Raw genomic sequence first — 14,353 nt, 5'->3', positions numbered from 1 at the left:
GTCGGCGCGGGAGGGGATCTTCGGCGGGGGCCACGCCGTCCGGCTCGCACCGTCCCGGACTCGCTCCTGGCTGCCGACTCCGCGTACTCGTCTCACGGTCGCCTTGAGGGTTGTCTCCCCGTTCCCGGGGCTGCGCTCATGCTAGGCCCCCGGGGCGGGCGGGGTCAATCGGTCATTCGTCCTGGTCGGGGAGGCGCGAAGGTGCGATCATAAAAGACTTCCAGGGACGCTCAAGGCCGGGTTGACCGTCCGGATATGGCGCTTCACAGCCTGGGCGCCTACCATACCCCGCAGGCCCATAGAATAGACGAAAGGGGGCAAACGCATGGAATTTTTCATCGACACGGCGATCATCGACGAGGTGCGCGAGATCAACTCTTGGGGCGTGCTGTCCGGCGTCACCACCAACCCCAGCCTGGTCGCCTCGTCGGGGCGCGACTTCCGGGAGGTGATCCAGGAGATCGCGGGCCTTGTCGGCGGCGCGATCAGCGCGGAGGTCACGGCCCTCGACGCCGAGGGCATGATCCGCGAGGGCCGCGAGGTCGCGCAGTGGAGCGAGCACGTCGTCGTCAAGCTGCCGCTGACCCCCGCCGGGCTCCAGGCGTGCAAGACGCTCACCGAGGGGGGCATCAAGACCAACGTGACCCTGTGCTTCAGCGTGCCGCAGGCGCTCCTCGCGGCGCGGGCGGGCGCGACCTACATCTCGCCCTTCGCGGGCCGGGTGGACGACATCGGCTGGGACGGCGTGGAGCTGATCCGCCAGATCAAGGAGGCGTACGTCCTCGGAAACGTTTCCACCCGGGTGCTCGCCGCCTCGATCCGGCACCCCACCCATGTCGTGCAGGCCGCGCTCGCGGGGGCCGACGTGGCGACCATCCCCTACAAGGTCTTCACCCAGATGGTCAAGCACCCGCTCACCCAGGCGGGCCTCGACGGCTTCCTCAAGGACTGGGCGAAGCGTGCGGGGGCGAGCCCCGAGACGCCGCCCAGCGAGGCCGGGACGAACCCGCAGCCCGCGCCCGGGGCCCAGGTGCCCGAGCCCGCCGCCAAATAATCCCCAGGAGGACCCCCCCCAGTGACCGATCCCCAGACCCAAGGGCCGCTGCCCTTCCACGAACTCCAGCAGAAAATCTTGCCCGAACTCCACCTGATCGCCGCCAGCCACGGCATCGAGAACTACCGCAAGCTCAAAAAAGACTCGCTCGCCCTCGCCATCATGGAGCGGCAGGCGGGCGCCGAGGGTCAGAACCTCGCGCGGGGCTTCCTCGACATCAGCCCCGACGGCTACGGCTTCCTGCAAGCCGACCTCCTCGACCCCACCTCGCGCTCGACCCTCGTCACGGCGGGGGTGATCAAGCAGTTTCACCTGCGCACCGGCGACGAGGTGATCGGTCGCGCCCGCCGCCCGCGCGAGAACGAGCGCTACGGCACCCTCGTGCAGGTCGAGGCGGTCAACGGGCTCGACCCCGAGAGCGCCCGCCTGCGTCCCCGCTTCGACGACCTCACCCCCACCTTCCCCGACGCGCAGCTCGTCCTGGAAGACCCGGGGATGGACGACGGCCTCTCCCTGCGGGTGGTCGACCTCCTCGTCCCCATCGGGCGGGGGCAGCGGGCATTGATCGTCGCGCCCCCCAAGGCGGGCAAGACGACCCTGCTCAAAAAGATCGCCAACTCCATCGTCAAGAACTACCCCGACGTGACGGTGATGGTCCTGCTGGTCGACGAGCGCCCGGAGGAGGTCACCGACTTCCGCGAGAGCGTGCAGGGCGCTCAGGTCATCGCCTCGACCTTCGACGAGCCCCCGCAGCACCACGTCCGGGTGGCCGAGTTCGTCCACGAGCGCGCCCGGCGCATCGTGGAGGACGGCGGGCACGTCGTGATCCTGCTCGACTCGATCACCCGCCTCGCCCGCGCGAACAACCTCGTCACCCCGCCCACGGGCCGCACCTTATCGGGCGGTCTGGATTCCAACGCGCTGCACTGGCCCAAGCGGTTTCTCGGCGCGGCGCGCAACATCCGGGACGGCGGCAGCCTCACCATCCTGGCGACCGCGCTGGTGGAGACGGGCTCGCGGATGGACGACGTGATCTTCGAGGAGTTCAAGGGCACCGGCAACGCCGAACTCGTGCTCTCGCGCCGATTGGAAGAACGCCGCATCTTCCCCGCGCTCGACATCCTCAAGTCGGGCACCCGCCGCGAGGAGCTGCTGCTCCAGCCGGAAGTCCTCAAGAAGATGTGGCTGCTGCGCAAGGTGATCAGCGACATGGACCCCGCCGACGCGATGGAGATGCTGCTCACCCGCATGGGCAAGACCCGCAACAACGTCGAGTTCCTGCAATCGCTCGCCGGAGGCTGACACGGCCCCCTCGCCCGTGTCCCCGTCCCTGTTCGTCACCTTCCGCACGCCCCCGGGCGCCGCTGCCCCCCACCCGGCAGCGACCCCCTCGCGGCGCCCTTCTCCCGGAGGCCCGGTGCCCGAGTCCCCTCCCACCCTCCTCCGCCGCGGCGCCCCGGAGCGTCGCCCGTGAGGCGCGCACCCCCGGGGGCAGGGGAGACCCCACCCGGACTGCGCCTCCTCGTCGTGGACGACGAGCGGCAGATTCTCGAACTCCTGGGCCTCACGCTCGGCCTCCACGGCTTCCGGGTCGAGACCGCCCGCAGCGGCCCCGAGGCCCTGAGCGCCGCGTGCGCGCAAAGCTTCGACGTCATCATCATGGACGTGCTGATGACCCCCTGGGACGGCTTCGAGACCGTCCGCCGCCTCCACGCCGCCCTCGGCCCGGCTCTGCCCCCCGTCGTGTTCCTCTCCGGCCTCGACCGCCAGGAGCGCGTCCCCGAACTCGGCCCCGACCTCATCTCCGCCTACCTCGTCAAGCCCTTTCGCCCCTCCCAGCTCGTCGAGAGCATCCGCGAGGTCGCCGCCCGCGCCTCCGGCTGAACTGACCCCAGAACGGCCCCCGAACTGGCCCTCCCCGTGGGGCCAGTTTTGCGTCAGAGTGGCGGGCATGACCCTCTCTCCCGAGACCGGAACGCCCGCGATCAAGCGGGGCTTTGCCGAGATGTTCAAGGGCGGCGTGATCATGGACGTGGTGACGGCCGACCAGGCGCGAATTGCTGAGGCCGCCGGGGCGACCGCCGTGATGGCGCTGGAACGCGTGCCCGCCGACATCCGCCGCGACGGGGGCGTCGCCCGCATGAGCGATCCCCGGATGATCAAGGAGATCGTCGCCGCCGTGTCGATTCCCGTGATGGCGAAGGTCCGCATCGGCCACCTCGTCGAGGCGCAGATTCTCCAGGCCCTCGGGGTGGACTTCATCGACGAGTCGGAGGTGCTGACCCCGGCGGACGACCAATTCCACATCGACAAGACCGGCTTCACCGTCCCCTTCGTCTGTGGCGCCCGCAACCTCGGCGAGGCCCTGCGCCGCGTGGGCGAGGGGGCGTCCATGATCCGCACCAAGGGCGAGGCGGGCACCGGCAACATCGTCGAGGCCGTGCGCCACGCCCGAACCGTCCTGGGCGAAATCCGCGCGATCCAGGCCCGCCCGGTGGACGAACTCATGACCGCCGCCCGTGACCTCGGCGCCCCCTACGACCTCGTCCGCCACGTCCACGAGCACGGTGCCCTCCCCGTCGTCAACTTCGCCGCTGGCGGCGTCGCCACCCCCGCCGACGCCGCCCTGATGATGCATCTCGGCCTCGACGGCGTGTTCGTCGGCAGCGGCATCTTCAAGAGTGACCAGCCCGAGCGCCGCGCCCGCGCCATCGTCCAGGCCGTCACCCACTTCCAAAACCCCGACCTCCTCGCCCGGCTCAGCGAGGACCTCGGCCCCCCCATGACCGGCATCGACATCGACACCCTCCTCCCCGAACAGCGCCTCGCGGGCCGGGGCTGGTAGGCGGGAACTCACGCGGCCCCCGCCTGGGTCCATAAATTAATACAAATTAGGCTCTAGCCTCAGCCTGACGCCAGAGCAGCCCCTCTGCGCCGCCCCTGGCAATCGGGCGTCCAGCCCTCCCGGAGAAACCCCCAGGCCGGTCGCCCGCCCCCACCCCCGCCCCGGAGCCCCCGTCATGCCTCAGCCACACCTCGGCGTCCTCGCCCTCCAGGGGGCCTTCCGCGAACACCGCCTGCGCCTCGAAGCCCTCGGGGCACGGGTCCGCGAGGTCCGCCTCCCCGCCGACCTGATGGACCTGGGCGGTCTGGTCCTGCCCGGCGGCGAGAGCACCACCATCGCCCGGCTGATGACGGCGGCGGGGCTGTGGGAGCCCGTCCGCGCCTTTCACGCCTCGGGCGGCGCCCTGTGGGGCAGTTGCGCGGGGCTGATCCTGCTCGCGCGCGAAGTGAAGGGAGCCCCGCCCCAGTTCGGCCACCAGGAGAGCCTGGGGCTGCTCGACGCCGCCGCCCGGCGCAACGCCTTCGGGCGGCAGGCCGACTCCTTCCGGGTGCCGCTGGACGTCCGCGGCCTGGACACCCCCTTTCCCGCCGTCTTCATCCGCGCGCCCGTGATCGAGCGCCCCGGACCGGGGGTGGAGGTCCTCGCCGAGTACGGCGGGCGGGCCGTCCTCGCGCGCCAGGGCCGCGTGCTCGCCTCCGCCTTCCACCCGGAACTCACGCCCGACGACCGGCTGCACCGGCTCTTCCTGCGCTCGGTGAAGGAGACGGCCCCCCACTGACCTCGGCCCGGGCGCTATGCTCGGGCGCGTGCAAGCGCAGGAATACCGGGCCGGACCCTCGCGCCTCTCCTACCACGTGACCGGCGAGGGCGACCCCATCGTCCTCGTCCACGGCCTGAGCGGGTCGGGCCGGTGGTGGCGGCGCAACGTCCCCGCGCTCGCCGCGTCATACCGGGTCTACGTGATCGACCTCGTCGGCTACGGCCGGGCCTACCGCCAGCGGGCCCTGGGCGTGCAGGGCGCCGCCGCATTGATCGCCCGGTGGCTCGACGACCTCGGCCTGGAGCGGGTCACTCTGATCGGCCACTCGATGGGCGGCCACATCTGCACCCACGTCGCCGCCCAGAGAAGTGGCCGGGTCCGCAACCTCGTCCTCGCCTGCGCGAGCGGGCTGCTCACCGGCAACATCTACCGGGTGGCGCTGAAACTTCCCCGCGCCGCGATCACGGGCCGCCTCACCTTCGTGCCGCGCGTCCTCGCCGACGCCGCCCGCGCCGGGCCGGTCAACGTCTGGCGGTCCACCACCGACCTCCTCGGCGACAACGTGTCCGACCTCCTGCCGCGCCTCACCGCCCGCACCCTGGTCGTCTGGGGAGCGCGCGACGCCCTCGTGCCCCCCCGCACCGGCCGGGCGCTCGCCGCCGCCATCCCCGGCGCCCGCTACGAGGAGATTCCCCGCGCCGGGCACGTCGTTATGGTGGACGCCCCGGCGCGGTTCAACGCCCTGGTCCTCGAGTTCCTCGCCGGGGACGAACCGGCGGGCGGGCGGGCAGACAGGGCAGGGGAGGCTTGAAGGCGCGGCGACTGTTCACCCGCGTCCACGGCCTGCGGACCCATGCCCGGGTGCGCGGCGAAGGGCCCCCCCTCGTCATCGTCCCCGGCCTGGGCTGCGCCTCGTGGATGTACGCCCGCGTCTCGCGCCAGCTCGCCCCCGAGCGCACCGTCTACGCCTACGACCCGCCCGGCCACGGCCTGAGCCAGGGCGCCCCGGGCTACCCGGCCCGGATCGAGGACCTCACGGGGCACCTCGCCGCCTGGCTGGACGAAAGCGGCCTGTGGGGCGCGCCCCTCCTGGGCCACTCGGTCGGCGGCGAGGTGATCTTCGACCTCGCCGCCCGCTTCCCCGGTCTCCCGGGTGCCCTGATCGCCTGCGCCCCCACCGGCATCCCCGAGAACCCCAGCGTGCCCCTCCAACTCCTGCGGCTCGCGCGCGACTTGCCCCGCGAGCGCCCCGGGCTGATCCTCCCCGGCCTCGCCGCCTACTTGCGCAGCGGCCCCGCCTTGATGACCCGCCTCGCCGCCGACCAGCGCGAGCACGAAACCGGCCCCCTCCTGCCCCACGTGCGGGTGCCCACCCTGCTCCTCGACGGCACCGCCGATCCCGTCGTCCGCTCCTGGACCGTCCGCGCCATCCGCCGCGCCATTCCCCACGCCGCCGTGCGCGTGGTCCCCGGCGGGACGCACGCCCTCACCGACTCCCACCCCCGCGCCGTCGCCCGCCTCACCCTCGCCTTCCTGCACCGGGTGAACCGCTGACCCCCCGCTGCCGCAATCGCGTTGCGTCCCGTCCCCCTGTCCAGCCCACCTGAGCAACCGCGTTGCTCAACCTCCGCGGCGGGCGGTAGACTCCGTGTCATGTTCGAGGAGAGCCACGACGGCCACATCCTGCTGACGCCCGGTCCCACGCCGATCCACCCCCGGGCGCAGCGGGCGCTGCTGCGCGGGATGCTGGGGCACATGGACCCCGAGGTCTTCGCGCTCAACCGCGAGATTCAGGGGGACCTGCGGGTGATGTACGGCACCGGGCCGCAGACCTTCACCGCCCTGCTCGCGGGCACCGGCAGCCTGGGGATGGAGGCGGGTTTCGCCAACCTCGTCGAGGCCGGGGACGAGGTGCTGGTGTGCGCCAACGGCTCCTTCGGGCACCGGATGGCGGAGATGGCCGCCCGCTACGGGGCGCGGGTGCGGCTCGTGACCGCCCCCCTCGGCGAGGCCATCGACCCCGCCGACGTGGCCGCGCACCTGGACGGGGTGGGGATGGTCGCGGTCGTGCACGGCGAGACGAGCACGGGGGTGCTCAACCCGGTGCCCGAGATCGCCCGGCTGGTGCGGGAGAGCGGGGCGCTCCTGACCGTGGACGCGGTGACCACCGCCGGGATGGAGCCCTTCCACATGGCCCGGTGGGGGGTGGACTACGCCTACACCGGCGCGCAGAAGTGCCTCTCGGCCCCCCCCGGCCTCGCCCCCGTCGCCATCAGCGAACGCGCCTTCGCCCGCTTCCACGCCCGCCGCACCCCCGCGCCGCTGTGGTACTGCGACTTCGAGGGCCTGCGCGACTACTGGGACCGCCACACCTACCACCACACCGTCCCCGTCAACCTCCACTACGCCTTCCACGCCGCCCTCGGGGCCGCCCTGGAGGAGGGCCTCGAAGCCCGCCAGACCCGCGTGCGCCTCCTGGGCCAGGCGGTCGCCCTCGCCCTCGCCCCCCTGGGCTTCACCCACTACGTCGGGGACCCTGCCGCCCGGCTCCCCACCGTCCTCGCCCTGCGGCTGCCGCCCGGCCTCGACGACGCGGACGTGCGCGCGGCCCTGAGGACACGCGAGATCAGCGTCACCGGCGGACTGGGCCCCACGGCGGGCCAGATCTGGAGACTCGGCCTGATGGGCGAGGCCGCCCGCCCCGCCCCCTACCGCGCCCTGATGCTCGCCCTGGAGAGCCTGCTGGGCGAACGGGGCCTCGCGGACCGCTTCGAGGAGGCGCTGGGGGCCGTTCCGGCTTAGGCGCGTGTGGCGTGGAGAGGGTCTGCTCCACACGCCACACGCCCGTCACCCCATCCGCCCCGTCCGGATCACGTCCGCGATCACCGGCGGCAGGTTCCAGGCCATGATGTCGAAGGCGGACGAGGCGAAGTCGTAGGGCACCTTGTGCAAAGTCACGGCGGGGCGGCGGCCCGAGACGTCCACGAGCGCCACGTCGGCCCCGGGCTCGTGGTTGAGGCTCAGGCCCACGCTGCCGGGGTCCACGAAGGTCGTCTCGCCCACCACCCGCACGAAGGGCACGTGTGAGCCCCCCACCACGAGCAGGCGCGCCCGCAGCGAGTCGGCCAGCGCCTCCAGCTCGCGCTCGGGCGCCATCAGGTCGACCCTCCCCGCCGGGTCGTGCGGCCCGCCGTGGAAAAAGCGCACCCGCCCCGCCGGGGTCGTGAGGCGCCCGCCCGGCGGCAACCTTCGCAGGAATTCGAGCTGCCCCGGCGAGAGCACCCGCCGCGTCCACGACAGCACCTGCTCGGCCACCCCGCCGCGCCCGCTGCTCTCGCCGAGTTCGAGCGCCACCCGCATGTCGCTGCCCCCCAGCCCCACCTGCCAGCCCTCCCGCCGCACGAGGTCGATCACCGGCCCCGGGCTCGCCCCGTACCCCACCAGGTCCCCCACCACGATCACCTCGTGGACGGGATGGTCGGCCAGAAAGCGCTTCACCGCCGTCAGCGCGTGGATGTTGCCGTGCAGGTCACTGAGAAAAGCCAGTCGCAAAGTGCCCCCATCCTAGGGCAAAGCCCCGGCCCCGTGCGCGAACTTTTCCGCGTGCCCCGGCCCCTATCATGGCCCGGTGCCGCCCCTCCCCGCCCCCCTGCTCGGCCTCCTCGCGGGCGCCCTCCTCGCCGCCTGTGCCCTGCCCCTCCCGTGGAGCTTTCTCTCGTACCTCCCCCTCGCCCTCCTCCTCGTCTTCGTGACGGGGGAGGACGCCCCCCGCCGCCTCGCGGGGAGGATGTGGTGGGCGGGCGCGGCCTACAGCGCCGTGCACCTGTGGTGGCTCACCGCCTTCCTCGCCAAGCTCTTCGGCACCCCGGTCCTGGGCGTCCTCGCCTTTTTGCTCTTCGCCCTGGAGGGAGCCTTCCTCGCCGTCATGGCGTTCCTCGCCGCCCGGCTGGTCCGCACCCGCGAGGCGCGGGTCTGGGCCCTCGCGGGCGGCTGGGTCCTGCTCGAATGGCTGCGCTTCCTCGGGCCGCTCGCCTTTCCCTGGCCGACCCTCGGGTACAGCCTGCTTCCCACCCCCGCCATCCAGATCGCCGACCTCGGGGGGGTCTTGCTCGGCAGCGTGCTCGTCGCCGCCACCGCCGCCGCCCTCGTCTCCTTCTGGTGGGGGAGACGGCCCCCCCTCGTCCTGATGTCGGCCCTGTGGGTCGCGGCCCTGGCGTACGGGGTCACGCGGGTGCCGGGCCCGGGGCCCACGCAGCCCACGCTGCTGCTGCGGACCGAGTTCGACTCCTTCGGGCGGGCCACCCGGCAGCTCAGCCCGCAGGCGCAGGTCGAGGTGCAGCGGGACCTGAGCACGGCGCGGCGGCCCGGCGAGATCGTCGTCTGGAGCGAGACCGCGCTCACCCGCCCCGGGGTGCCCGAGCGGCTCCCGGAGTTCCCCGGCCCCGGCATCAGCGGCCTGGGCACCTTCCAGCCCCGGCAAAACGCGGTGGTCAGCACCGACGCTGCCGGGCGGGTGCTCAGCCTGGGCCGCAAGGCCCGCCTGGTGCCGTTCGGAGAGTATTTCCCCCTCTACGGGGCCCTCAGACCCGCCTACCGGGTGATCGAGCAGGCGGTCGGCTTCGAGCTGGGCGGGTTCACCCCCGCCCGGACCCTCACCCCCCTGCGGCTGAACGGGGCCCTGTACGGCGCCTACGTGTGCTACGACAGCGTCTTCCCCTGGGTCTCCAGACAGCTCACCGCCCGGGGCGCCGCGCTCCTCGTCAACGTCAGCAACGACGGCTGGTACGACGGCTGGGGCGTCGAGCAGCACTTCCAGATGGGCCGCGTCCGCGCCATCGAGACCCGCCGCTGGCTCGTCCGCAGCGTCAACCAGGGCGTCGCCGCCTCCGTCGACGACCTCGGCCAGCCCGTCCAGCTCCTCACCCGGGGGGAGGGTGTCCTGCACGCCCGCCCCCGCCTGCTGACCGGGGAGACCCCCTACGTCCGCCTCGGCGACCTCCCCGCCCTCCTCCTCGCCGCCCTGATGCTGGTCTTTGCCCGGCGGCTCGACCGGGCCGAGTAGCCACACAAAGAGGGTGCGGCGGCCACCGTGGACCCCGCACCCTCCCGCAACGGCTGGCCTACCCGACCCCCCTCACTCCTTGACGCCGCCCGCCACGGCCCCGCCCACGAAGTAGCGCTGGAAGCCGTAGAACAGGGCGATGATCGGCAGCGCCCCCAGGGTCGCGGCGGCGGCGAAGATGCCCCACTTCGTCGCGAACTGCGCGCTCGTGAAGCTCAGCAGCATCACGCCCACCGTCCACTTCTCCACCCCGGTCAGCAGCACGTTCGCCAGGATGAACTCCGCGTACGTGCCGATGAACTGGTTGAGGAAGATAAACACCAGAATCCCCCCGGAGAGCGGCAGCACCACCCGCAGGAAGGTCTGCCAGCGGGTCGCCCCGTCCACCATCGCCGCCTCCTCCAGCGACTCGGGCAGCGACTCCACGTACCCCTTGAAAATCCAGGTGTTGAAGGCGATGGCGCCCCCCGAGTACGCCAGGATCAGCCCCGTGAAGGTGTTGTTCAGCCCCAGCAGCACCATCAGGGTATACACGGCCACCAGCGCGAGGAAGACCGGGAACATCTGGATGAAGATGAAAAACAACAGCGTCTGGAAGCGCCCGGGAAAGCGCAGCCGCGCCATCGCGTACCCGGCGGAGGTCGAGAGCAAGATCGCCAGCACCCCGGTGATCCCCGACACCAGCAGGGTGTTGCGGACCGACAGCAAGAACTTGCTCTCGTTGCCCGGCCCGGTGAACTGCGCGGGCGTCATGAAGATCACCAGCACGGCCAGCGCCACGATCAGCACCCGCATCATCCAGGTGCGGCCCCGGTCCAGGGCAGGCGAGTCCCCCGCCGTGCGCCCCGCCAGCGTCAGCCCCAGCAGCGCCGCCAGCGCCGCCCCGCCGATCACGAACAGCACCAGTTGCCACCCCGGAATGACCACCCCGTCGAAAAGCCGCCGGAAGTTCTCCAGGCTCAGGACACCCAGGTTGGGCAACAGCCCCGTTCGGTAAAAGAGATTGGGGTTGCTGAAATCCGGAAAGGCGAAGAGGCTGTTGCGCGGGTCGAAGGCCGCCAGCAGCACGTAGAAGATCGGGTAAACCGCGATGAGAACGATCAGCATCAAAAAGAGGTGCGTGAGCTGGTCACCCAGCACCGCCGCGTAGCTGACCTTCCTCCCCGTCCGCGCCATCCCGATCCGCTGCCCGACCAGGCTGGTCAGCGCCAGCAGCCCGCTCGCCGCGAGCAGGAACAGCAGGAAGCTTCGCCAGCCCCCCTCCACGAAGTAGATCGTGAAGCTGCGGGGGCGCCCCTGCATATTTCGCGCCAGGAAATACCCCAGGACCCCCAGGCCGACCACGATGGCGGCGGCGACCAGCCACGGCAGCGCCCGCCTCAGCGGCCCCGGCTCGTGGTGAACGTACCCGCCGGGGGGCAGGGCGGCCTGGGATGAACGGCCCGGCCCGGCGCCGGGTGTCGGAGTGGCGGTCATGGGCACACCTCCTGGGAGAACGGGAACGTGGGGAAGCGGCCCAGACCGACTTGCCCGGGTGCCAGAACATCCACGGCCAGCCGGTCTTTGGCGCCTCCCGTTTCGCCCGGGTTCGTCCTCGGCGCACCGCACGGACGGGTCACTTGCGGGCCTCCTGGAACACGCCTGCGGCGCGGAAGTTCACGACCGAGATCGCCAGCGTCAGGAAAAAGATGATCAGCGCAATCGCGCTGGCCAGCGCGTAATTCTGCCCCCCCGAGGACGCGAACGCCGTGTTGTACCCCCACGACAGCAAGATGTCGGTGCTCTGCGCCGTGCTCTCGCGCCCCTCCTCCGGGGGCCCACCCTGGGTGAGCAGATAGATGATCCCGAAGTTGTTGAAGTTGAAAGCGAAGGCCGACAGCAAGATCGGCGTGAACGACGTCCGCAAGAGCGGCAGCGTGATGTTCGTGACCTGCTGCCAGCGGCTCGCCCCGTCGATGCTCGCCGCCTCGTACAGGTCCTCGTTGATGGTCGACAGCGCGCTGATCGTCGCCGTCATCATGTAGGGAAACCCCAGCCACAGGTTTACCAGCAGCACGCTGATCTTCGCCCACAGCGGATCGCCCAGCCACGGCACCGCCGTCAGCCCCAGCAGCCCCAGCGTCTTGTTCACGATCCCGAACTGCTGATTAAAAAGGGCCACCCACATCTGCACGCTGATCACCGTCGGGATCGCCCACGGCAAGAAGAGCAGCGTCCGGTAGATGTTCCGGCCCTTGAGCCGCTTGTTGTACAGCAGGATGCCCAGGATCAGCCCGGCGACGGCATTGAGCACCACCGTGGAAAACGCGAACACCACCGTCCACACGAAGACTGGAATCAGCGCCGTGCTCGCCTTGGCAAAAATCTCCTGAAAATTCGCCAGCCCCACGTACTCGTAGCGGTTGAGCCGGGTCGCGTTCGCCACGTCCAGGCCCGCGGGTGCCGCGGCAGAGAGCGTCACCGTCTTCCCCTGGACTCCCGCCACCAACGCCCGCACCGGCACCGAGGCCGTCTCGTCAAACAGCACGATGGTGTCGCCCGCGCAGCTCGGCGTGCGGCACCGCAGGTACTCTGCCACCGAATCCGCCTCGGGTGTCTCGGCCAGCGTGACCACCCGGCGGTCCGGGCTCAGCCGCGCCTGGGTCCGCACCGCCGAGTCGGGGTTGCCGCTGTTCTCGCCGCTGTAGTTCGTAAAGGCGTAATTCACCGTCAGCACGACCGGCAGCACCGTGAAGGCCGCCAGAAAGACCAGCGCCGGAAAGAGGTAAAACCAGTTGGTGATCCAGGGCAGCGCGCGGGCCAGGAGCGGCATCCCAATCACGAGCGCCGCCAGGGTGTACACCAGGATCAGGTAGGGGGGTGCGCCGGGCACCACGCGGGCGGTCAGGGTGGACAGCCCCCAGCCGACCAGCGCCGCACCTCCCAGCAGCAGGGCGAGGACCAGCACCGCCAGCAGCACGCCGCCCGTCCCGTCCGGGGGGGTGCTGCTGCGGCGCGCGGGGGCCGACTTCAGGGTCACGGTCATGGTCTTGCTCCTTCAGGACAGGAAGGAAAGCAGCGGACGGGAGACACCCGTTTCCCGTCCGCTCTGCTCAGGCCGCTTCGCCCCTTACTTGTTGATGTTCGACTCGATCTCGGCCACGGCCTTCTGGAGCAGCCCGGCGTAGTTCTGCCCCGGCTTTTGCACCGCCTGCGCCGTCGCCGCCGTCCAGGGACCCCACACCGCGCCCATCTCCGAGATGTTCGGCATGGCGCTGCCCGCGCTGATCGCCCGGCCGAAGCCCGTGACCACCGGGTCGCTCTTCAGGCGGCCTCTCGCCGAGAGACTTGCCGGAATCGCCCCGCCCGCCTTGTTGTAGGCGAGCTGCGCGTCGGGGCTGGTGAGCTGCCGCGCGAGCGCCACCGCCGCCGTCTTGTTCTTGCTGTACGCGTTGACGAGCACCGCCCGCACCCCCACGAAGGGGCTCCACTTGCCGGCCGCACCCGGAGGCGTGGGGAAGTTGGCGATCCCGTAGTCGATCCCCGCCTTCTTGATGTCCCCCATGTCCCACGGCCCGGTGTAGAACATCGCCGAGCGGCCGTCCACAAAGGCGCTCTTCGCCGCGTCCTGGCTCACGCCCTCCGGCACGAGGTTGTACTTGTAGCGCAGGTCGTTGAGGAACCCCAGCGCCTTGGCCGTTCCAGCATTGTCCAGCCCGATATCCTTGAGGTTCAGCGTTCCGCCGTTGTTCTTGAAGACGTACCCGCCGTACGCGCTCACGAAGCCGTAGCTCTTGTACGGCTCGGCGATGTCAAACAGCAGCCCGAACTTGCCGTTCCCGGTATTCGCCTGCGCGGCCTTGAGCAGTTCCGCCCAGGTGGCCGGCGCCTTGGACACCAGCTTCTTGTTGTACACCAGCGCGACCGCCTCTGCATTCAGCGGCAGCCCGAACAGCTTGCCCCGGTAGGTAAAGGCGTTCAGCGCCGTCTTGTCGTAATCGGTCTTCGAGGTGACGTAGCGGTCGAGCGGCTCGATCACGCCCGAGGCCGCGTAGCGCCCCAACCGGTCATGCGGCTCGGTGGCAATCAGGTCCGGGCCCTGCCCCTTGGGCGCGCTCTGGATAAACTTGTCCTGCGTCTGCGCGAAGGGAACGTTCACCACCGTGACCTTGTTCCCGCTCTGCTTCTCGTACGCGGCCGCCTGCGACCGGATCCAGCTCAACTCCCCCGGCGACTCGAAGGAAGTCCACAGCGTCAGGGTCGCGGCGGAAGCGCTCCCACACAAGGCCAACGTCAACACCGGTAACAGCATTTTTTTCATAGGACTCCTTGATACCACGCCGGAGCAGGCCCCGGGCGGCGAACTCGGGACCCCCTCGGTTGGTCCCGGATAGAACGGATCTTCAGCTCATCCTTTCATCTCCGCACCCCGCAAAAGGCGGCACATCCGACCATCGCCTTGAGCAAGTCTTGAATTTTGGCCCAACCGGGTGACCTACCGAGAGGGATGACCGCGTTCAGTGATATATAATTAATACGCTCAGGTTGTCTTCCTGGTGAGTTGTCGAGCACACGACCGCTCCATGTCGTCATCCGGGGCACAGCAGCCTGAGCCCGGCCACGACAGAGCAGCTTTCCAACCCAAGCCAGCAC

Annotated in this window: 13 protein-coding genes; 9 read left to right on the top strand and 4 right to left on the bottom strand. The window is 70.7% G+C overall.

Annotated features, from left to right (window positions below; genetic code table 11):
• Positions 1 to 325 precede the first annotated feature (325 nt).
• The 8 genes from fsa to IC605_RS00790 all read left to right on the top strand — a co-directional run bounded on the left by fsa (position 326) and on the right by IC605_RS00790 (position 7,461).
• The gene (gene fsa, locus IC605_RS00825) at positions 326 to 1,054 is read left to right on the top strand and encodes a fructose-6-phosphate aldolase (RefSeq protein WP_216317716.1); all 729 of its coding nucleotides are present in this window, start codon (positions 326 to 328) and stop codon (positions 1,052 to 1,054) included.
• Positions 1,055 to 1,075: 21 nt separating this feature from the next.
• Positions 1,076 to 2,356 carry a transcription termination factor Rho gene (gene rho, locus IC605_RS00820; protein ID WP_216317714.1) on the top strand — a complete coding sequence of 427 codons (1,281 nt, stop codon included), beginning with the start codon at positions 1,076 to 1,078 and terminating at the stop codon, positions 2,354 to 2,356.
• 168 nt (positions 2,357 to 2,524) lie between these two features.
• Positions 2,525 to 2,938, top strand: a complete 414-nt coding sequence (locus IC605_RS00815; RefSeq protein WP_216317712.1) for a response regulator — start codon at positions 2,525 to 2,527, stop codon at positions 2,936 to 2,938.
• A 67-nt stretch (positions 2,939 to 3,005) separates the two neighbouring features.
• On the top strand, positions 3,006 to 3,899 hold the full coding sequence (gene pdxS / locus IC605_RS00810; RefSeq protein WP_216317710.1) for a pyridoxal 5'-phosphate synthase lyase subunit PdxS: 894 nt from the start codon (positions 3,006 to 3,008) through the stop codon (positions 3,897 to 3,899).
• Between the two features lie 175 nt (positions 3,900 to 4,074).
• Positions 4,075 to 4,677, top strand: a complete 603-nt coding sequence (pdxT, locus tag IC605_RS00805; protein WP_216317708.1) for a pyridoxal 5'-phosphate synthase glutaminase subunit PdxT — start codon at positions 4,075 to 4,077, stop codon at positions 4,675 to 4,677.
• Between the two features lie 16 nt (positions 4,678 to 4,693).
• A complete protein-coding gene (locus IC605_RS00800) occupies positions 4,694 to 5,470 on the top strand; it encodes an alpha/beta fold hydrolase (RefSeq protein WP_216317706.1) in 777 nt (258 codons plus the stop codon).
• Positions 5,467 to 6,213: an alpha/beta fold hydrolase gene (locus tag IC605_RS00795; RefSeq protein WP_216317704.1), complete on the top strand. Its 747-nt coding sequence runs from the start codon at positions 5,467 to 5,469 to the stop codon at positions 6,211 to 6,213. Before IC605_RS00800 ends, IC605_RS00795 begins: the two co-directional genes overlap by 4 nt.
• A gap of 99 nt (positions 6,214 to 6,312) precedes the next feature.
• On the top strand, positions 6,313 to 7,461 hold the full coding sequence (locus tag IC605_RS00790; protein WP_216317702.1) for an alanine--glyoxylate aminotransferase family protein: 1,149 nt from the start codon (positions 6,313 to 6,315) through the stop codon (positions 7,459 to 7,461).
• 45 nt (positions 7,462 to 7,506) lie between these two features.
• On the opposite strand, the gene IC605_RS00785 is transcribed toward IC605_RS00790, so the two are convergent.
• On the bottom strand, positions 7,507 to 8,211 hold the full coding sequence (locus IC605_RS00785; protein ID WP_216317700.1) for a metallophosphoesterase family protein: 705 nt from the start codon (positions 8,209 to 8,211) through the stop codon (positions 7,507 to 7,509).
• A 76-nt stretch (positions 8,212 to 8,287) separates the two neighbouring features.
• On the opposite strand from IC605_RS00785, the gene lnt reads away from it, so the two are divergent.
• Positions 8,288 to 9,721 (top strand): apolipoprotein N-acyltransferase, encoded by a 1,434-nt coding sequence (gene lnt / locus IC605_RS00780; RefSeq protein WP_216317698.1) that lies wholly within the window; start codon positions 8,288 to 8,290, stop codon positions 9,719 to 9,721.
• 72 nt (positions 9,722 to 9,793) lie between these two features.
• Here the strand turns inward: lnt and IC605_RS00775 are convergent, their stop codons facing one another.
• The 3 genes from IC605_RS00775 to IC605_RS00765 all read right to left on the bottom strand — a co-directional run bounded on the left by IC605_RS00775 (position 9,794) and on the right by IC605_RS00765 (position 14,021).
• The gene (locus IC605_RS00775; RefSeq protein WP_216317696.1) at positions 9,794 to 11,197 is read right to left on the bottom strand and encodes a sugar ABC transporter permease; all 1,404 of its coding nucleotides are present in this window, start codon (positions 11,195 to 11,197) and stop codon (positions 9,794 to 9,796) included.
• 139 nt (positions 11,198 to 11,336) lie between these two features.
• Complete coding sequence (locus IC605_RS00770) at positions 11,337 to 12,746, bottom strand: ABC transporter permease subunit (protein ID WP_216317694.1); 1,410 nt, start codon at positions 12,744 to 12,746, stop codon at positions 11,337 to 11,339.
• Positions 12,747 to 12,830: 84 nt separating this feature from the next.
• Positions 12,831 to 14,021, bottom strand: a complete 1,191-nt coding sequence (locus IC605_RS00765) for a sugar ABC transporter substrate-binding protein (RefSeq protein WP_216317692.1) — start codon at positions 14,019 to 14,021, stop codon at positions 12,831 to 12,833.
• Positions 14,022 to 14,353: the final 332 nt, after the last annotated feature.

Source organism: Deinococcus aestuarii, assembly GCF_018863415.1.
GTDB lineage: Bacteria > Deinococcota > Deinococci > Deinococcales > Deinococcaceae > Deinococcus > Deinococcus aestuarii.
Note: the sequence above shows the minus strand (reverse complement) of the source record. Positions and strands in the feature narration are given on the sequence as shown.

Bases quoted from the DNA above. Each gene is read 5' to 3' on its own strand.
- fsa (WP_216317716.1), top strand. From the start codon at position 326: ATGGAATTTTTCATCGACACGGCGATCATCGACGAGGTGCGCGAGATC.
- pdxS (WP_216317710.1), top strand. From the start codon at position 3,006: ATGACCCTCTCTCCCGAGACCGGAACGCCCGCGATCAAGCGGGGCTTT.
- pdxT (WP_216317708.1), top strand. From the start codon at position 4,075: ATGCCTCAGCCACACCTCGGCGTCCTCGCCCTCCAGGGGGCCTTCCGC.
- IC605_RS00800 (WP_216317706.1), top strand. From the start codon at position 4,694: ATGCTCGGGCGCGTGCAAGCGCAGGAATACCGGGCCGGACCCTCGCGC.
- IC605_RS00790 (WP_216317702.1), top strand. From the start codon at position 6,313: ATGTTCGAGGAGAGCCACGACGGCCACATCCTGCTGACGCCCGGTCCC.
- IC605_RS00775 (WP_216317696.1), bottom strand. From the start codon at position 11,197: ATGACCGCCACTCCGACACCCGGCGCCGGGCCGGGCCGTTCATCCCAG.
- IC605_RS00770 (WP_216317694.1), bottom strand. From the start codon at position 12,746: ATGACCGTGACCCTGAAGTCGGCCCCCGCGCGCCGCAGCAGCACCCCC.
- IC605_RS00765 (WP_216317692.1), bottom strand. From the start codon at position 14,021: ATGAAAAAAATGCTGTTACCGGTGTTGACGTTGGCCTTGTGTGGGAGC.